The sequence below is a fragment of the Streptomyces hainanensis genome (assembly GCF_004348415.1).
Classification (GTDB): domain Bacteria; phylum Actinomycetota; class Actinomycetes; order Streptomycetales; family Streptomycetaceae; genus Streptomyces; species Streptomyces hainanensis.
Window position 1 is genome coordinate 1 of record NZ_SMKI01000118.1, and the last position, 17492, is coordinate 17492.

The following is a 17492-nucleotide window of genomic DNA, read 5'->3' on the forward strand; positions in this document are numbered from 1 at the left end:
ATGTGTAGAAGAGACAGCGGGAGCACGGCGCCCGGGGGCGCCGTGCTGGCGCGGACGACGAGCTCGGTGGCCAGCTCCACCCGGGTCTGACGCGGTGGCTCGCCGTGGGCCAGGGCCAGGACCATGGTCGCGGCCGTGGCGGCCATCTCGCTCAGCGGCTGCCGGACCGTGGTGAGCGGCGGGACGGTCCACTGGGCCGGCGGCAGGTCGTCGAAACCGACCACGCTCAGGTCCGCCGGGATGCGGAGCCCCGCCTCGGCCGCGGCCTGGTAGAGGCCGACGGCCTGACCGTCGTTGCAGGCGAAGACGGCGGTGGGCCGGTCCGGCAGGCGCAGCAGCTCGCGCCCGGCCGCGAAGCCGGCCGCCGGCTCGAACTCGCCCGCCCGCACCAGCGCCGGGTCGAAGGGCACGCCGGCGTCGTCCATCGCCGCCCGGTGGCCGTCGAGCCTGGCCCGGCCGGCCAGCGACCCCGGCGGGCCGGTGATCACGGCGATCCGCCGGTGGCCGAGGCCCAGCAGGTGCCGGGTGGCGGCCAGACCGCCGCTCCAGTTGCTCGCGCCGACCGAGGGGGACGCGTGGCCGGGCTCGCCGCCCGGGTCCACCAGGACGAAGGGGATGCCCCGGCTGCGCAGCTGGGCGCCCTGGGCCTCGGTGAGCCCCGAGAACACCAGGAGGACGCCGGTCGGGCGGCGCGCCAGCAGGTCCTCGACCCAGCCGAGCCCGGGCGTGTGCCGGCCCTGGAGCTCGGACAGCACCACGGCGAGCCGGTGCTCCCTGGCCACCTGCTGGACGCCGCCCATGATCTCGATCGCGTAGGCGTCCCGCACCTGCCGGAAGACGAGTTCGAGGAGCGGCGCGGGGCCACCGGCCCGCCGTTTCTGCCGCAGGTGGCCGTGGCGGCGGATGACGCCCTCGACGAGGGCCCTGGTGCGGGGCGCGACGTCCGCCTGCCCGTTGATCACCTTGGAGACGGTCGACACCGAGACCCCGGCCCGCTCCGCGATCTGGGCGGCCGTGAGCGGGCCCTTGCCCGTATCTGTTGGGGACACCCCGGGATCGTACCCGCCAGCTTCGTCGAATATTTCGACAGTCGAAATCCTTGTGATTACCGCCCTCTTGACGGGTTCCAGGGGTGGTCCTACGGTGCCCGCGACCTCGCTACCGGTTCGAGCTCCGAAAATTTCGAAGCTCACAAGTGCTCCCCCACACGTCTGGAGACGAGATCCCATGATCGAGACACGCGCACGGCAGCGGTGGCTGTTACTGGTGGCCCTGGTGGTCGCGCTGTGCGGCTCGCTGCTCGGCGCCCCCACCTCGTCGGCCGGCGCCACGGCGGCCGACGCCACGGCGTGGCAGAACACGGCGCCCGGCGTCGCCGCCTGGTCGAACACGCCGGACGGCTTCGCCTCGACGGCCGGCGGCACCACCGGCGGCGCGGCCGGCCCCACGGTCACCGTGACCAACTTCGCCGACCTCAACCGCTACGCCACGGCCAGCACCCCGTACGTGATCCGGGTGGCCGCCCCGATCACCGTCACCCCGTTCGGCCACGAGATCCGGGTCACCTCGAACAAGACCATCGTCGGCGTCGGCACCTCGGGCCACATCGTCAACGGCGGCTTCTTCCTGAACGGCGTCTCGAACGTCATCATCCGGAACCTCACCATCCGGGACACCCGGATGCCCGACGACGACCCCGGTGACGACGCCTACGACTACGACGGCATCCAGATGGACACCGCCAACCGCGTCTGGATCGACCACAACCGGATCGAGCGGATGAACGACGGCCTGATCGACAGCCGCAAGGACACCACCAACCTCACGGTCTCCTGGAACATCCTCAACGAGGGCAACAAGTCCTTCGGCATCGGCTGGACCGAGAACGTCACCGCGCGGATCACGATCCACCACAACTGGATCCGCAACACCAACTCGCGCAACCCGAGCACCGACAACGTCGCCTACGCCCACCTCTACAACAACTACATGCAGAACGTCACCGGCTACGGCAACTACTCCCGCGGCCAGACCAGGATGGTCATCGAGAACGGGTACTTCCAGAACGTGAAGGACCCGTACTACCGGGACTCCACCGCCACGCTGACCCAGACCGGCAGCATCCTGACGGGCACCAGCGGCCGGCAGGAGGCCGGGGGCAGCACCTTCAACCCCCGCGACTTCTACTCCTACACCCTGGACCCGGCCAGCCAGGTGCCAGCCGTGGTCGGCGCGGGAGCCGGGCCGCAGGCCGACATCGGGCTCTGACGCCACCGGCCGGCCGCCCCCGCCGACCTGGGATTCTTACCTCAGAGGCAAGAACTTTTGCCTATGGGGCAACTCTCTGGCTCAATCGGAGACATGCACCCTGGTCCCCCGGGGGCGGCCGGTGAGCCGCCCGCCGTCGCCCCGCGGCTGCGCGAACTGCGCCGCCGCGCCGGCCTGACCCTGGAGGCGGCGGCCGGGCGGGCGGAGCTCTCCCCCGCACACCTCTCCCGCCTGGAGACCGGGCGGCGCCAGCCCTCGCTGCCGGTGCTGCTCGGTCTGGCCAGGATCTACGGTACGACGGTCTCCGGGCTGCTGGGCGAGGCCTCCCCCGCCCCCGACCCGATCGTCAGGGCGGGCGACGCGCCGGCCCGCAGGTCGGGCGGCTGGACGTACCGGGAGGCGGGCATCCCCGGCCGGGCCATGCAGGCGCTGCGGGTGCGGGTGCCGCACGGCGAGGCCGAGGACGACCTGGTCCGGGTCCACCCGGGCGAGGAGTGGCTCCACGTCCTGAAGGGGCGGCTGCGGCTGCGCCTCGGCGAGGCGGAGCACCTGCTCGCCGAGGGGGACAGCGCGCACTTCGACTCGCTCACCCCGCACCGGATCGGCGCCGTCAACCCGTCCGGCGTCGAGCTGCTGTTCGTCCACACCCTGCTGCGCAGCGCCGGAGCCGAGCTGTGCCTCGGCGAGGGCCCACGGTGAGCCCCGGCCGTCGAGACGTGAAGGAGACCTCCATGGCGGACACCCGTGACGCCTCGAACGGTGACGGTCGGGACCGGATCCCCCGGGGGCTGTGGATCCGCCTCCTCGTCTACGGACTGGTCGGCCACGCCTTCGCCGGCTTCCTGATCTTCCTCTTCTCCCTCGGTGCGAATCGTTAGGCGGCTCCGATCGGCACGTCCAGCCTGGCCCTGCGGTGGCTGAACGCGGCGAATGAGTGGTGGCCGTGGTAGGCGCCGAAGCCGCTCTCGCCGACGCCGCCGAACGGCAGCTCGGGGACGCCGAGATGGGCGAAGGGCAGCCCGAAGTTCACGGCTCCCGACCGGGTCTCGTCGGCCAGCCGCCGCCGCGCCGCCTCGTCGCCGGTGAACGCGTAGAGCGCCAGCGGCCGGTCGCCGCCGTTGACCAGGGCGATCGCCTCGTCGACGCCGGCGACATGGACCACGGGCAGGATCGGGCCGAAGACCTCCTCCCGCATCGCCGGGGCGTCGGGCGCCACGTTCGCCAGCACGGTGGGCGCGAGATACCGGTCGGCGCGGTCGTGCCGGCCGCCGAGGACGACGCGCCCGGAGTCGAGCAGTGCGACGAGCCGGTCGAAGTGGTGCTCGTTCACGATCCGCCCGTAGTGCTCCGAGGCCGCCGGATCCGGGCCGAAGCGTTCCTCGACCGCCCTGGCCAGCTCGGCCGTCAGCCGGCGCCCGGTGCCGGGATCGGTGAGGACGTGGTCGGGTGCCACGCACGTCTGGCCGGCGTTGGCGAACTTGGCGCGCGCCAGGCGGGCCGCGACGGCGGCCAGGTCGACGTCGCGGTCGACGAACACCGGGCACTTGCCGCCCAGTTCGAGGGTGACCGGGGTGAGGTGCGCGGCGGCGGCCCGCATCACGGCCCGGCCGACCGTGCCGTTGCCGGTGTAGAAGACGTGGTCGAAGCGCTCGGCGAGCAGCGCGGCGGTCTCCTCGGGGCCGCCCTCGACCACGGCCACCGTGTCCGCGCCGAGGTAGGCGGGCAGCAGGCTGGCGAACAACGCCGAGGTGGCGGGGGCCAGCTCGCTCGGCTTGACGACCACGGTGTTCCCGGCGGCCAGCGCGCCGACGACGGGCACGAGCAGGAGCTGGACCGGGAAGTTCCAGGGGCCGATGACCAGGACCGTGCCGAGCGGCTCGTACCGGGTGGTGGCGGCGGCGCCTGGTGGCAGCCGGCCGAGGGCGGCGGCGGCCACCGGCTCGGGCGCGAGCCAGCCGGGCAGGTGGCGGAGCGCGTGGTCGATCTCCCGCAGGGTGAAGCCGACTTCGGCGTTGTCGACCTCGGAGCGCGGCTTGCGGAGGTCGCTGTGGAGCGCGGCGGCGAGGTCGTCCTGGCGCTCGGTGAGCAGGGCGCGGAGCGCGGTCAGGCGCTCGGTGCGCCAGGCGAGCGCCCTGGGATGCCCGGCACGGGCGGCCCCCCGAACCCGGGCCAGAGCGGCGGCGGTTGCGTCGGCGGCAGCGGCGTGAGCGGCTCCGGTGGCTTGGGTGGCTTCGGTGGCTTCGGTGGCTTCGGTGGCTTCGGTGGCTTCGGTGTGCGGGATCTCTCGGACGTCCATCGTTCCCCCCTGGGCTACGAGCGGGCCTCGGCGGCGAGCCCCGGCTGAGACCTTGCCGGCGCATCACCGACAAAAACCCCATGCCGCTCTTGATCACGCGTTCGAGTGAAGCGGGCTGTCCGGCGGTCACATTTCCCCTCCGCCATCCGTCAGGGCAGATAACAGCAGTTCGAGAGCCCCAGGAGGCGGCGATGGCAACCCAATCGATCAAGGCCGAGATCCCGATGGTCCCGCGGATGTCGGAGGACCCGGCGGAGATCGTCCCCGAGCTGGCGGAGGTGTCGGCGGCGCTGTTCCGGGTCGTCGGCAACGGCTCGCTGCCGCGCGCCACGATCAGCCTGGTCCACCTGCGGGCCGGTCAGATCGTCGGCAGCACGTATCTGACCATGCTGCACACGGGGTTCCTGCGCACGGCCGGGCAGTCGGAGGATCGGATCACCTCGGTGGCGTCCTGGTGGGACTCGCCGTACTTCACTCCCGCCGAGCGGGCCGCGCTGGCGCTGGTGGAGGCCGTGCTCCAGCCGGTGACGGTGGGCGAGCGGGTCCCCGACGAGTTGTACGCGCTGGCGGCCGAGCACTACGAGCCCAAGGCACTGGCCACGCTGATGTTCGCGATCGGACAGGTGAACTTCTTCATCCCCGTCGCCCTCATAGCCAAGCCGGTGCCCGGCCGCCCGTTGTCCGCGCCGTGGAACTGAGGCTCCCCGGGTAGGGAACCGGTCGGCGCCCGGAGGCTGTTCATCCGGGCGTCGACCGGACGTCGACGGGGCCCGGCGGTGCGCTCACCGGGTCTCCCTAGGGTCCGGGATGTTTCACGCTCGCGGGCTTCACGCCCACCTGACCACTCACCGGACCGCTCACCGGAGAAGGAGGCACACCATGCCACCCGTCAGGACCTTCCTCGTCGCCGCCCTGGCCGTCGCCGCCACCGCCGTCGCCGGCCCCGCTCTCGCCGCCCCGCCGGGCGGCGGTGGCCCCGACGTCGCCGACCTGCCGACCCACATCAACGGCGGTGTCTGGCCCACCAGTCACGTGCAGGGCGTCACCGTCGACACCGAAGGCGGCTTCGTCTACTGGTCGTTCACGCAGATGCTGGTGAAGACCGACCTGGCGGGCAACGTGATCGGCACCGTCGAGGGGCTGACGGGCCACCTCGGCGACATCGACCTCGACCCACGGGACGGCCGGGTCTACGGCTCGCTCGAGTACAAGGCCGAAGAGGCGTTCTACATCGCGATATTCGATGTCGACGCGATCGACCGGGTGGGCATGAACGCCGAGACCGACGGCGTGATGACGGCCGTCCATCTCGACGAGGTCGTCGAGGACTTCACCGCCGACATGGACGGTGACGGCGTCTTCGACGGCGACACGGCGAACACCGCCGACCACCGCTACGGGTGCAGCGGCATCGACGGCGTCTCCTTCGGCCCCTCGTTCGGCTCGCGCGGCGGCTCGCCGCGGCTGATGGTCGCCTACGGCGTGTACGCCAACACCGAGCGCACCGACAACGACCACCAGGTGATCCTGGAGTACGACGTGCGGAACTGGTCCCGCTACGAGCGGCCGCTGTCGCAGAGCGACCCGCACCGCAGCGGTCCGAACCGCCCGAACGGCAAGTACTTCGTCCGCACCGGCAACACCACCTACGGCGTGCAGAACCTCCAGTACGACCCGTACACCGGGAACTGGATGATGGCGGTCTACAACGGCACCAAGGAGGAGTTCCCCAACTACTCCTTCTTCATCGTCGACGGCGACGTCAAGCCGCGCCGCGGCGAGATATCCGGCCAGCCCGAGCCGGAGCGCGGCCAGTTGCTCAGCCTGGTGCGGGACGGCAGGTACGACCCGACCACCGGCCTCCACGGCTGGGACTTCCACGGCAACTACGGCCTGGAGGCCCTGGGCGGCGGCTACTACTACGCGGCCGAGGGGCGGGCCGTCACGGTCGACGGCCAGCGCCGCCAGCTCGGCGAGGTCTACCTCTACCGGTGGACGGGGGAGAGCCCGACGCCCTTCGAGCGGGTGACCGAGCCGGCCTGACGCAGCCGTCCCGGCCCAGTCGAGCCGTCCCAGCTCAGCCCGTCCCAGCTCAGCCCGGCCCGGCCGTCGTGGCGGGGCCGTCGTGGCCGAGCCCGTCGGGCGGCGCCCGCCGCGGCCCCCACGCGGAGCGGGGCGCCGCCCTCGGCTCACCCCGTGTAGGGGCGCTCGCGCCGGGCGCCGCGGAGGGCGGTGCCCCACCAGTCGAGCTCGTCGAGCATCGTCTTGGCGGCGCCGGCCGGCTCGCCGGGCTCCCTGAGCCGCCCGGCCTCGTCGAAGAGGAGGTAGTAGCGAGGAAAGGACACGTAGTTGCGGACGGTGTGGGCGTGCAGCTCGCCGAGCACCTGCTTCAGGTGCTCCATCGCGAGCAGCCCGCCGGAGCCGCCGCTGTAGCCGACGAAGCCGACCGGCTTGGCGCGCCACTCCTGGTAGTGCCAGTCGATGGCGGCCTTCAGGGAGGCGGGGTAGCTCCGGTTGTAGTCGGGCGTCACGACGACGAACGCGTCGGCGGCGCCGAGCCGCCTGGTCAACTCCGCCATCTCGGCGGGGCGTGGCAGGGCGGGGTCGACGGCCGGCGGCACGGGGGGCAGCGCCAGCGGGAGCGGTGTCTCGGCGAGGTCGACCACGTCCACCTCGAACGCGCCGTGCTCCGCCGCGTGCTCGGCGAACCAGCGGGCGACGACCGGGCCGAACCGACCCTCCCGGACGCTGCCGACGACGACCACGAGCCGGAGCCGGTCGTGCCGCTCCTGAGGCACGCGCTGTTCTGACATGGGGTTTCCTGCCTTCCGATACGGAGGTGCGGTGGTACGCCCACCACGCTGCCGCCCGGTCGGGGCTCCGGGGAGACCGGCCGGAGAGTGGTAGTGCCGGGGCCACCCTCCGAACACCCCCGGCGCGTTACGTTTGCGGGGTGAGCGCGCACGACCACCCCCGCGACAACGAGCTCGGCGTCTTCCTGCGGACCCGCCGCGAGGCCGTCACGCCCGCCGCCGTGGGCCTGCCCACCGGGCCACGCCGCCGCACGCCCGGCCTCCGTCGCGCCGAGCTGGCGACGCTCGCCGGGGTGAGCGTCGAGTACCTGACCCGGCTGGAACAGGGCCGGGACCGCCACCCGTCGCCGTCGGTGCTCGCCGCCCTGGCCCAGGTTCTCGGCCTGACCACACGCGAGCGCGTCCATCTGCACCGCCTCACCAAGGCGGCCGACCCGGGCTTCTCCTGCGTCGCCGGGGCGCCGCTCAACGCCGTGCGACCGACCGTCCGGGCGCTCCTCGCCCGCCTGGAGCCCTCCCCGGCCCTCGTCCTCAACCGGGTCGGGGACGTCCTCGCGCACACCGACGGCTACCGCCGGCTGGCCGAGCCGATCGGCCTGCTGGACGGCGACCCGCCCAACCACTACCGGTTCGTCCTCGCCGACGAGCGGGCCAGGGACGTCTACCCGGACTGGGAGCTCGTCGCCGACGACCAGGTCGCCACGCTGAAGCAGGGCCCGTTCCGCTCGGACGCGCACCTGGCGCCGCTCGTCGACGAGCTGACGCTGACGGCCGGGGCCGGGTTCACCGAGCGGGTCGCCCGCGTCGCCGGCCCGCCCCGGTCCAGCGCCGTCCGGCGCCTGCGCCACCCGGAGGCGGGCGAGCTGCGGCTGGCCCACGAGACGCTCGACCTCTCCGACGACGACCAGCGGCTCGTGGTCCTGCTCCCCGCCGACGACGCCACCGCCGCGGCCCTCGACGGCCTCACCGGCCGCCACCCGGGGGCCCTGCGCGCCGTGTAGCGGCCGGCCGGGTCGGGGCCGGTGCCGGGCCGGTGCCGGGCCGGTGCTGTACCGGGGCGGGATCGGGGCTGTACTTTCCACCGCACGCGACTTTCCACCGCACGCAGCACAGCACGCAGCACGACGACGTACCACGCGTACCACGTACCACGTACCACGTACCACGTACCACGGGAGAGGGTTACGACCATGGAGCAGCGGGTCCTCGGCAGGAGCCGGCAGCAGGTGTCCGTGATCGGTCTCGGCACCTGGCAGCTCGGGGCCGACTGGGGTGACGTCCGGGAGGAGGACGCGCTCGCGGTCCTGGCGGCCGCCGTCGAGTCCGGGGTGACCTTCTTCGACACCGCGGACGTCTACGGGGACGGCCGCAGCGAGGCGCTCATCGGCCGCTTCCTGCGCGAGCACCCGGACTCCGGGGTACTGGTGGCGACCAAGATGGGCCGACGCGCACCGCTCGACCCGGCCCTCTACACCCTGGACAACTTCCGTGCGTGGACCGACCGTTCACGCCGGAACCTGGGCGTCGACCGGCTGGACCTGGTGCAGTTGCACTGCCCGCCCACGCCGGTCTACTCCTCCGACGCCGTCTTCGACGCGCTCGACGCCCTCGTCGACGAGGGGCGGATCGCGGCGTACGGGGTGAGCGTGGAGACCTGCGCCGAGGCGCTGACCGCCATCGCGCGCCCCGGCACGGCGAGCGTGCAGATCATCCTCAACCCGTTCCGGCTGAAGCCGCTGGCCGAGGTGCTGCCCGCCGCCGCCGACGCCGGTGTCGGCATCATCGCCCGGGTGCCGCTGGCCAGCGGGCTGCTGTCCGGCAGGTACACCGCGGACACCGTCTTCCCCGCGAGCGACCACCGCACCTACAACCGGCAGGGCGCGGCCTTCGACCAGGGCGAGACGTTCTCCGGCGTCGACTACGCCACGGGTGTGGCGGCGGCCGTCGAATTCGCCGCCCTGGCCCCCGAGGGGGCGTCCCCGGCCCAGACCGCGCTGCGCTGGATCGCCCAACAGCCCGGCGTCTCCTCGGTCATCCCCGGCGCCCGCTCCCCCGAGCAGGCCCGCGCCAACGCGGGGGCCGCCGAGCTCGCGCCGCTGCCGGAGAAGACCCTGGAGGCGGTGCGCGAGCTGTACGACCGGCGGTTCAGGGCCGAGGTCCACGACCGCTGGTAGGCCCGTCGGCCCCGCCCCGTGAACCGGTCGGTCGGTCTGTTGTCTGTTCAGGCGGGCAGCACGCGCTCGATGGCGTCGACGACCTCGGCGGCGTCCGGCTCGGTCCGGGGCGAGAAGCGGGCGGCGACGGCACCGTCGGGGCCGACCAGGAACTTCTCGAAGTTCCACCGGATGTCGCCGCGGTACCCCTCGCCGTCCGGGGTGTCGACGAGCCCCGCGTACAGCGGGTGCCGCCCGGCGCCGTTCACCTCGACCTTCTCGGTCATGGGGAACGTCACGCCGTAGGTCGCGGAGCAGAACTCGGCGATCTCCTCGGCGTTCCCCGGCTCCTGGCCCATGAACTGGTTGCAGGGCACGCCGAGCACGGTGAAGCCGCGCTCGGCGTAGCGCGCCTGGAGCTGCTCCAGCGCGCTGTACTGCGGGGTCAGCCCGCACTTGGACGCCACGTTCACGACCAGGACCGCCGTGCCGCGGTACTGGGCGACGTCGGCGTTTCCACCCCGCAGGGCGTCGATCCGCACCTCGTAGAAGGACATGCCGACGAGCCTACTGCCGGGTCGTCGGGGAAGGTGACCGCGACGGTGAGGCCCCCGTCGGGTCCCGGTCGCGCGGTGACGCGGGCGTCGTGCGCGGCGGCGATCGAGGCGACGACGGACAGGCCGAGGCCGTGTCCCGTGGCGCTGGTGCGGTCCTGGCCGAGCCGGCGGAACGGCTCGAAGAGCCCGTCCACCTCGTCGGGGTCCACCGGGGCCCCGGTGTTGACGACGGTGAGGGTCCGGCCGGTGAGCCGGATCGACACGGTGCCGTCCGGCAGGTTGTACCGGACCGCGTTGCCCACCAGGTTCGCCACCAGGTGGCGCAGCAGCACCGGTTCGCCGTGGATCGGCACGGGGTCGGCGGCGGTCAGCGTGACCGACACCCGCCGTTCCGCCGCCAGCGGCCGCAGTTCGTCGGCGACCCGGCGCGCGACGTCCCGGAGGTCGCACTCCTCGACCGTGTCGAGGCCGAGGTCGCTGCGGGCGAGCACCAGCAGGGCGGCGATCAGCCGCTCCGCCTCGCGGTTGGTGGTGAGGAGTTCCTCGCGCACCTCGGCGAGGTCGTCGGGAAGCGGGTCGGCGAGCCCCACCTCCAGGCTGGTGCGCTGCGCGGCGAGCGGGGTGCGCAGCTCGTGCGCGGCGTTGGCGACGAACCGGCGCTGGCTGTCGAAGGAGCGCTCCAGCCGGTCGAGCATCCCGTCGAAGGTGGCGGCGAGCCGGTGCAGTTCGTCGTCGGGGCCGGTGAGCGCGAGCCGTTCGTGCAGGCGTTCCTCGCTGATCCGGCGGGCGGCGTCCGTCACGGCGGCGACGGGCCGCAGGGCCCGGCCGGCGAGCCACCAGCCCATGGCCCCCGCGAGCAGGGCGAGCAGCACCAGGCCCATGCCGGACCAGAGCAGCAGCTGGTGGAGGACCGTGTCCTGGACCGCGCGCACGGTCTCGTTGACCAGCCGGACGTCGATGGCGTCGTAGGACGCGGACGGGGACGGGGACGCGAGGGGCGGTACGGGCGGGGCGGCGTCCGGATCGAGTGGCGTGGTGGGATACGCCCTGGTGTACCCCCCGGCCTCGGGGTCCGGGTCGTCGACGGCCCGTACCGCCATGCCCTCGACCCGCTGCGCGGTCCCGTATCTGGCCAGCAGCACCACGAAGGCCAGCAGGACGACGCCGGCCAGCAGGAAGAGGCCGGTGAAGGCGGCGGCGAGGCGGGCGCGGAACGGCGGCCTGCGGAGTCGGCTCAGCCGCACAGGCGGTAGCCCCGGCCGGTGTCCGCGGCGATGACGACGCGGTCGCCGAGCTTGCCGCGCAGCCGGCTGACGGTGGCGCGGACGGCGGTGGTGCGGGGGTCGAGGTGCTCGTCCCAGACGGCGCGCACCAGGTCGCGGTGGGCCACCGCCTCGCCGCCCGCCTCCATCAGGGCCCGGAGCACGGCGAACTCCTTGGGGGTGAGCGCGGTGCGGCTGCCGTCGACCGTGACCTCGTGCCGCGCGGGGTCGAGGACGATGCGGTCGTGCCGCAGCGGCGGCGGGGTGGGGCGCGCGGCGCGGCGGCTCAACGCCCGGACGCGGGCGACGAGTTCGGCGAAGTCGAAGGGCTTGGCGAGGTAGTCGTCGGCGCCCAGCCGTTCGAGGCCGTAGACGCGGTCGCCGAGTTCGCCGGCCGCCGTCAGCAGCAGCACGCGCGGCGGGTCGGGCAGCCGGCGCACCCGCCGGCACACCTCGTCGCCCGTCAGCACGGGCAGGTCCCGGTCGAGGATCACCACCTCGTAGGCGGTGTGCCGGCACATCCGCTCGGCCTCGTCGCCGGACGCGGCGACGTCGACGGCCATGGACTGCCGGCGCAGGCCGGTCGCGATGTTCCGCGCGAGCAGGTGGTGATCCTCGGCAACCAGCACTCTCATGGTCCGATGCCATCAGACGCCCGGTTACAACGGTGTAAGGGCCTTACGTCGTCGCAAGCGGCGGCGTGTTTCGCTCCGCCCCGTGAACTTCGTGAAACGCGCGGCCCTGAGTCTCGGGGCCAGGAAGGGCAAGTCCGCGCTGCTGCTGGGGATCTTCCTCCTGATCTCCGCCCTGCTGCTCGGCGGTTTCCTGCTGCGGGGGGCGGCCGAGCGGCAGGAGGCGGAGACGCGACGCCAGGTCGGCGTGGACGTCACGGTGCGCGGCGACGGGCTGACGGCGGACGCCGCGGCCCTGATCGGCGCCACACCACCGGTGGTCGGGTACAACCCGGTGCTGCGGGGCGTGACGCTGCCGCCCGGCGTGACGCCCGTCACCGCGGACGCGCCCGAGCCGCCCGAGGCGCGCGCCGACCCGGAGCGGAACGGTCTCGCGCTGACCGGCATCCACGACTCCGAACTGCTGCTGGCCTTCGCCACCGGCCGTGCGGAGCTCGTCGCCGGGCGCGGCCTGACCGAGCGGGACGCCGGGCGCGACGTGGTCCTGCTGGAGGAGCGGCTGGCCGAACGGAACGGGCTGACCGTCGGCGACCCCGTCGAACTGGCGGCCGCCGACGGCGAGGAGACGGTCGCCTTCGAGGTCGTCGGCCTCTACCGGAGCCCGCAGCACACCCCGGCGCAGTGGATCGCGCCCCGGGACCTGGTGGCCAACCAGCTCTACGCGCCCGTGGCGGCGGTCTCCGGGCTCGGCTTCGGCACCCGGCTGAGCGAGGCGGTGTTCCGGGTCGAGTCCCCCGAGGCGGCGCGGCTGCTGCGGGTCGAGGTGGAGCGGGTGTTGGACGCCGAGGGCTCCGACGGCCCCGGCAGCTCCGCCAGTTCCGACGGCCCGGACGGCCCCGACGGCCCCGACGGCTTCCGGTTCGACGTCAACGACAAGGCGTACCAGGACCAGGTGCGGCCGATCCAGCGCGTCGGCGCCTTCGCCGGCGCCCTCGTCTGGCTGATCTCGCTGGCCGGCACCGTGACGCTCGGGCTGGTCGTGGCGCTGACCATCCGGGAGCGGCGGGACGAGCTGGGGGTGCTGCTGTCGCTCGGCGAGCGGAAGTGGAAGCTCGTCGGCCAGCACACGGCGGAGGTCGCGGCCGTCGCCCTGGTCGCGCTCGCGGTGGTGGCCCCGCTCGGCCTGCTCGTCGCCCCCGCGGCCGGCACGCGCCTGCTGCCGGACGGGCCGGAGGAGTCGGAGGAGCCGGGCGGCGCGCCCGGTGCCGAACCGGCGCCGACCGAGCTCCGGATGGCGGCGGCCGACCTCGGCGCGGTCGCCCGCGTCGCGCTCGGCATCTCGCTGGTGTCCACCGTCCTCCCCGGCATCGGGATCCTCCGCCTGCACCCCCGTTCCATCCTCACCGACAGCGAATGACCAGAGGCGAACAGCCATGAACTTCATCAAACGCGCGGCACTGAGTCTCCGGGCCCGGGCCGCCAGAACCCTGATCACCTTCGGCACCTTCGCGGTCGTCTCCGCCATGGTCCTCGGCGGCGTGCTCATCACCTCCGCCACCGCCGAGGCGGGCGAGGAGGCGAAGCGGGAGGTCGGCGCCGAGGTCTCACTGGAGGTCGACATCGAGGCGATGGCCGCCGGCGGTTCGCTCCAGGCGCCCGCCATCGGCGTCGACACCGTGGACCGGATCGGCGACTCGCCGCTGGTGGAGCGGTACAACTACCAGTCCTTCAACGGCACCCGGCTGCTGGGCGGCGCGGGCATCGTCAGCGACACCCCGCTGTTCGCCGACGCGCCCGACGACTACACGCTGGTCCACGGCGTCCTCGACTCCTCGCTGCTGCCCGGCTTCGCCGACGGCGGCTGGCGGCTGCTCTCCGGCGAGCCGATCACCGCGGCGGACCGGGACAGGGACGTCGTCCTCGTGGAGGAGCGGCTGGCGCGGCAGAACGGGCTCGCGGTCGGCGACACCCTCACCCTGTCCGAGAACGACCCGGCGGGCGACCGGCAGGCCGAGTTCACCGTCGGCGGCATCTACCGGAACCCCTCGGACGAGCCGGACCCGGAGTTCCGACAGGAGCCCGCCGACCGGCTGTTCATCCCGGCGGAGGCGCTGTCCCGGCTCAACCCCGAGGAGGGGCCGGCCAGCGTCAGGTCCGCCACCTTCCGGCTGGGCGACCCCGCGACGTTCGCGGAGTTCGAGTCGTCGGCCCGGGAGATCGCCGGCCCGGAGCTCGACGGCTTCCGGCTCGGCCTCAACGACCGGGCCGTCGCGCAGATGACGGGCCCGCTGGAGAGCATCGCCACGACCGCGACGGCGACGATGTGGCTGATCGGCGTCGCCGGCGCCGGGGTGCTCTGCCTGCTGGCCGCGCTCGCCGTCCGGCAGCGCCGCCGGGAGTTCGGCGTGCTGCTGGCGATGGGCGAGCGGAGGTGGCGGCTGGTCGCCCAACAGGCCACCGAGACCCTGGTGGTCGCGGTCCTCGCCGTGGGCCTGGTCTCGGTCGTCGCCGAGAGCGCGACGCAGCGGGCCGGCGCGGCGCTGCTGAGCGGCGAGGCGAGCGCGGCCCAGCGGGAGATCGACTCCTGGGAGCCCCCGGCGCCCGGCTCCACCGGGCTCGGCGAGGGCATCGACCCGGACGACGCGCCGGTCGAGAACGCGGACCCGATCGACGAGATCACCGTCCGGCTCGATCCTGCGGCGCTGGCCACCGTGGCCGGCGTCGGGCTCGGCCTGGGCGCCCTCGCCACCGCGATCCCCGCGGCCGCCGTCCTGCGGCTCAGCCCGCGCACCATCCTCACGAAGGGCAGCTGACCTTGACCGCCGCACCACGGACCCCCGCCGCCCCGGCGCGGCCCGCACCGCCCGCGCCGCCCGTCCTGACGCTCTCCGGCGTCGGCCACGTCTACCGGGACGGGCACCGCGCCCGTACCGTGCTCCAGCACGTCGACCTCGACTTCGAGCGCGGGGTGTTCTACTCCGTCGTCGGCCCCTCGGGCAGCGGGAAGACCACCCTGCTCAGCCTGGCCAGCGGCCTGGACTCCCCCACCAGGGGCACCATCCGCTTCGACGGGCGGGACCTCGCCGACCTGGGCCTCGGCCGCTACCGCAACCGGCACGCCGCGACGATCTTCCAGCAGTACAACCTGCTGACGTACCTGACGGCGGTGCAGAACGTCACCACCGCCATGGAGATCACCGGCGCCCGCCCGGCCACCGGCAGCCGCAGGTCCCGCGCCCTCGAACTGCTGGAGCGGGTCGGCATCGACCGCGAGGCGGCGCGCAGCAGGGTGCTCAGGCTGTCCGGCGGCCAGCAGCAGCGCGTCGCCATCGCCCGCGCGCTCGCCTGCGACGTGGACATCCTCTTCGCCGACGAGCCGACCGGCAGCCTCGACGAGGAGACGGCCGCCGGCATCGTCGCCATCTTCAAGGAGCTGGCCCACGAACAGAACCGTTGTGTCGTCGTCGTCACCCACAACCAGGCGCTGGCCGCCGAGTCGGACCGGGTCCTGACGCTGCGGCGCGGCCGGGTCTCCACGACGCGGCGGCGCTGAGGCCGCGCGGGGGTGGTCGTCGGGACGCGCGTCCCGACGACCACCCCCTGGGTGCGGAACCCGCTCAGCAGGTGGGGTTGGTCTGGGTCAACAGACCCATGCGCCATGGCAGTTGGCTGTAGTCGCCGCCGGCGCCCGGGTTGATGCCCTGGTAGAGGAACTGGAGTCGGCACGCGTTGATGGTCATTGTCTGGTCGTTGCCCGCCCGCAGCAGCTCACCGTGGCTGAAGTCCTGCGTCCAGTTCGTGGTGCCGGACGGGAACGTCACGTTGTTGGAGCGGGCGAACGGGTTGGACTCGGTGCCGTGCAGCGCGGTCCACTGGCCCCCGATGGTGCTGGAGGTGAAGGACCGGTACCAGCGGCGGCCGTTGGAGCCGATGGCCTCCTGGAGCAGCAGGTACTGGCCGGTGTCGCTCATGCGGTAGACCGCGGTTCCCTCGAAGAGGTTGTTGCGGTTGGAGTCCTGGAGCGCGATCACCGTGTTGCCGAACCCGTTGGGGAAGTTCGCCAGGGAGGTCTGGGCCCGGTAGATGTGCCCGTTGTCGTCGCTGGAGAACAGGTGGCAGTTGGCGGTGTCGCAGATCACCCAGAAGTCGACCCAGTAGCCGTTGCCGATGTTCTGCCGAATGATGTCCGGCATGCTGCTCATGAAGTTGCGCGGTGTGGACCAGGACCTGGGGTTGCTGGGGTCGCTGCTGACCGAGTACGAGGGCAGTCCGGTCTGGTAGACGAGGTACCACTGGTTCTGTGGCGCGAAGTAGAACACGTGCGGCGCCGCCCGGTAGCCGGCGCCGACACCGGAGGCGGTGTCGAGGAACGTGTGCTGCGCGTTCGCCATCTGGGACCAGTCGGGGGCGGCGAAGTGCACCAGGTTCCAGCCGCCGCTCCGGTTGGCGGTGGTGGCGTAGATCTGCCACTGGTTGTTGTGCCAGACCACCGAGTAGTCCTTGATGGACACGATGTCGTGCGACCCGTCCGACCTCGGCCCGGCCAGGATCCCGCTGGAGTTCCACCGCATCGACGCGGGCAGCGCGGCGGCCGACGGGTCGTCGCCGGCTGCTGGCTCGCCGGCAGCGGCGGGCTGATCGACGGCGGCCGGCTGATCGGCGGCGGGCTCGTCGGCGACGGCCACCCCGTTGAGCGCGTTCAGCACGGAGGTGTAGGCCGGCTTCTTGTTCCCGGAGTTGTCGAAGAGCAGGGGGTTCTGGCCGGTGCGCCAGGAGTCGCTGTCCCGGATGCCCCACACGGTGATGCCGGTGCAGCGGGCGACGGCCATGCAGGCGCGGGTGACGGTGGAGTAGACGTTGGCCTGGTTGCTGCCGGCGATGTCCAGCTCGGTGATCTGGACATCGACGCCGAGGTCGGCGAAGCGCTGGAGGTTGGCCTGGTAGTCGCCGGGCACCGAGTTGGTCAGGTGCGACTGGAACCCGACGCAGTCGATCGGCACCCCACGGGCCTTGAAGTCGCGAACCATGTTGTAGATCGCGGTGCTCTTGGCGTTGACGCCGTCGGTGTTGTAGTCGTTGTAGCAGAGCCGCGCGTTCGGGTCGGCGGCGCGGGCCGCCCGGAACGCGGCCTCGATCCAATCGTTGCCGGTGCGCTGGAGGTTGGAGTCGCGGCGCGCCCCGCTCGTCCCGTCGGCGAACGCCTCGTTGACCACGTCCCAGGAGTGGATCTGCCCCCGGTAGTGGGTGGCGACCTGGGTGACGTGGTTGATCATCGCCGAGCGCAGCGTGCTGCCCGACAGTCCCTGCGCCCAGCCGGGCTGCTGGGAGTGCCACAGGAGCGCGTGGCCGCGGACCGACATGCCCTGCTGGCGGGCGTGGTTGAGGATCCGGTCGCCGTTGGTGAAGTTGAACTGGCCCCGGTTGGGTTCGGTGGCGTCCCACTTCATCTCGTTCTCGGCGGTGACGCTGTTGAACTCACGGTTGAGGATGCCCGTGTAGACGCCGTCGCTG

Annotated in this window: 17 protein-coding genes; 10 read left to right on the top strand and 7 right to left on the bottom strand. The window is 73.1% G+C overall.

Annotated features, from left to right (window positions below; all coding sequences use genetic code 11):
- The coding region (locus E1283_RS13355; RefSeq protein WP_243744816.1) for a LacI family DNA-binding transcriptional regulator at positions 1 to 1049 on the bottom strand (1049 nt) is incomplete at its 3' end.
- A gap of 178 nt (positions 1050 to 1227) precedes the next feature.
- On the opposite strand from E1283_RS13355, the gene E1283_RS13360 reads away from it, so the two are divergent.
- The 3 genes from E1283_RS13360 (at position 1228) to E1283_RS37230 (ending at position 3146) form a co-directional block, all read left to right on the top strand.
- Positions 1228 to 2268: a pectate lyase family protein gene (locus E1283_RS13360; protein ID WP_132818225.1), complete on the top strand. Its 1041-nt coding sequence runs from the start codon at positions 1228 to 1230 to the stop codon at positions 2266 to 2268.
- Positions 2269 to 2361: 93 nt separating this feature from the next.
- Positions 2362 to 2967, top strand: coding sequence for a helix-turn-helix domain-containing protein (locus E1283_RS13365; RefSeq protein ID WP_132818226.1), 606 nt, complete (start codon positions 2362 to 2364; stop codon positions 2965 to 2967).
- A gap of 32 nt (positions 2968 to 2999) precedes the next feature.
- On the top strand, positions 3000 to 3146 hold the full coding sequence (locus E1283_RS37230) for a DUF6126 family protein (protein ID WP_165956109.1): 147 nt from the start codon (positions 3000 to 3002) through the stop codon (positions 3144 to 3146).
- Here the strand turns inward: E1283_RS37230 and E1283_RS13370 are convergent.
- Positions 3143 to 4564, bottom strand: a complete 1422-nt coding sequence (locus tag E1283_RS13370) for an aldehyde dehydrogenase family protein (protein WP_132818227.1) — start codon at positions 4562 to 4564, stop codon at positions 3143 to 3145. The two genes, E1283_RS37230 and E1283_RS13370, sit on opposite strands and share 4 nt — an antisense overlap.
- A 191-nt stretch (positions 4565 to 4755) precedes the next feature.
- On the opposite strand from E1283_RS13370, the gene E1283_RS13375 reads away from it, so the two are divergent.
- Both E1283_RS13375 and E1283_RS13380 read left to right on the top strand, forming a co-directional pair.
- Positions 4756 to 5262, top strand: a complete 507-nt coding sequence (locus E1283_RS13375) for a carboxymuconolactone decarboxylase family protein (protein ID WP_132818228.1) — start codon at positions 4756 to 4758, stop codon at positions 5260 to 5262.
- Positions 5263 to 5443: 181 nt separating this feature from the next.
- Complete coding sequence (locus E1283_RS13380; RefSeq protein ID WP_132818229.1) at positions 5444 to 6607, top strand: hypothetical protein; 1164 nt, start codon at positions 5444 to 5446, stop codon at positions 6605 to 6607.
- A gap of 146 nt (positions 6608 to 6753) precedes the next feature.
- Here E1283_RS13380 and E1283_RS13385 read toward each other — a convergent pair whose 3' ends face one another.
- Entirely contained in the window at positions 6754 to 7377 is a 624-nt protein-coding gene (locus E1283_RS13385; RefSeq protein ID WP_132818230.1) for an NADPH-dependent FMN reductase, read from the bottom strand.
- Positions 7378 to 7517: 140 nt separating this feature from the next.
- On the opposite strand from E1283_RS13385, the gene E1283_RS13390 reads away from it, so the two are divergent.
- Together E1283_RS13390 and E1283_RS13395 are read left to right on the top strand one after the other, a co-directional pair.
- Positions 7518 to 8378 (top strand): helix-turn-helix domain-containing protein, encoded by an 861-nt coding sequence (locus E1283_RS13390; protein WP_132818231.1) that lies wholly within the window; start codon positions 7518 to 7520, stop codon positions 8376 to 8378.
- A gap of 189 nt (positions 8379 to 8567) precedes the next feature.
- Positions 8568 to 9551, top strand: coding sequence for an aldo/keto reductase (locus E1283_RS13395; RefSeq protein WP_132818232.1), 984 nt, complete (start codon positions 8568 to 8570; stop codon positions 9549 to 9551).
- Between the two features lie 47 nt (positions 9552 to 9598).
- On the opposite strand, the gene E1283_RS13400 is transcribed toward E1283_RS13395, so the two are convergent.
- From E1283_RS13400 to E1283_RS13410, 3 genes are read right to left on the bottom strand one after another with little or no spacing between them, the layout of a single operon-like run.
- Positions 9599 to 10087, bottom strand: coding sequence for a glutathione peroxidase (locus E1283_RS13400; protein ID WP_132818233.1), 489 nt, complete (start codon positions 10085 to 10087; stop codon positions 9599 to 9601).
- A complete protein-coding gene (locus E1283_RS13405; protein ID WP_132818234.1) occupies positions 10000 to 11331 on the bottom strand; it encodes a sensor histidine kinase in 1332 nt (443 codons plus the stop codon). Before E1283_RS13405 ends, E1283_RS13400 begins: the two co-directional genes overlap by 88 nt.
- Positions 11322 to 11984: a response regulator transcription factor gene (locus tag E1283_RS13410; RefSeq protein WP_132818235.1), complete on the bottom strand. Its 663-nt coding sequence runs from the start codon at positions 11982 to 11984 to the stop codon at positions 11322 to 11324. The genes E1283_RS13405 and E1283_RS13410 overlap by 10 nt, the downstream gene beginning before the upstream one ends.
- 82 nt (positions 11985 to 12066) lie before the next feature.
- Between E1283_RS13410 and E1283_RS13415 the strand changes: the two genes are divergently transcribed.
- The 3 genes from E1283_RS13415 to E1283_RS13425 are packed head-to-tail and all read left to right on the top strand — an operon-like array spanning position 12067 to position 15534.
- Positions 12067 to 13398, top strand: coding sequence for an FtsX-like permease family protein (locus E1283_RS13415; protein WP_132818236.1), 1332 nt, complete (start codon positions 12067 to 12069; stop codon positions 13396 to 13398).
- Positions 13399 to 13414: 16 nt separating this feature from the next.
- Positions 13415 to 14794, top strand: coding sequence for an ABC transporter permease (locus E1283_RS13420; protein ID WP_132818237.1), 1380 nt, complete (start codon positions 13415 to 13417; stop codon positions 14792 to 14794).
- Positions 14795 to 14796: 2 nt separating this feature from the next.
- Positions 14797 to 15534 (top strand): ABC transporter ATP-binding protein, encoded by a 738-nt coding sequence (locus E1283_RS13425; protein WP_132818238.1) that lies wholly within the window; start codon positions 14797 to 14799, stop codon positions 15532 to 15534.
- A 64-nt stretch (positions 15535 to 15598) separates the two neighbouring features.
- Here the strand turns inward: E1283_RS13425 and E1283_RS13430 are convergent.
- Positions 15599 to 17492, bottom strand: a 1894-nt coding sequence (locus tag E1283_RS13430; RefSeq protein WP_132818239.1) for a glycoside hydrolase, incomplete at its 5' end; no start/stop codon positions are given.

Coding starts and splice junctions, on each gene's coding strand:
- E1283_RS13420 (WP_132818237.1), top strand. CDS start 13,415: ATGAACTTCATCAAACGCGCGGCACTGAGTCTCCGGGCCCGGGCCGCC.
- E1283_RS13380 (WP_132818229.1), top strand. CDS start 5,444: ATGCCACCCGTCAGGACCTTCCTCGTCGCCGCCCTGGCCGTCGCCGCC.
- E1283_RS13365 (WP_132818226.1), top strand. CDS start 2,362: ATGCACCCTGGTCCCCCGGGGGCGGCCGGTGAGCCGCCCGCCGTCGCC.
- E1283_RS13395 (WP_132818232.1), top strand. CDS start 8,568: ATGGAGCAGCGGGTCCTCGGCAGGAGCCGGCAGCAGGTGTCCGTGATC.
- E1283_RS13360 (WP_132818225.1), top strand. CDS start 1,228: ATGATCGAGACACGCGCACGGCAGCGGTGGCTGTTACTGGTGGCCCTG.
- E1283_RS13400 (WP_132818233.1), bottom strand. CDS start 10,087: ATGTCCTTCTACGAGGTGCGGATCGACGCCCTGCGGGGTGGAAACGCC.
- E1283_RS13370 (WP_132818227.1), bottom strand. CDS start 4,564: ATGGACGTCCGAGAGATCCCGCACACCGAAGCCACCGAAGCCACCGAA.
- E1283_RS13385 (WP_132818230.1), bottom strand. CDS start 7,377: ATGTCAGAACAGCGCGTGCCTCAGGAGCGGCACGACCGGCTCCGGCTC.
- E1283_RS37230 (WP_165956109.1), top strand. CDS start 3,000: ATGGCGGACACCCGTGACGCCTCGAACGGTGACGGTCGGGACCGGATC.
- E1283_RS13410 (WP_132818235.1), bottom strand. CDS start 11,984: ATGAGAGTGCTGGTTGCCGAGGATCACCACCTGCTCGCGCGGAACATC.
- E1283_RS13375 (WP_132818228.1), top strand. CDS start 4,756: ATGGCAACCCAATCGATCAAGGCCGAGATCCCGATGGTCCCGCGGATG.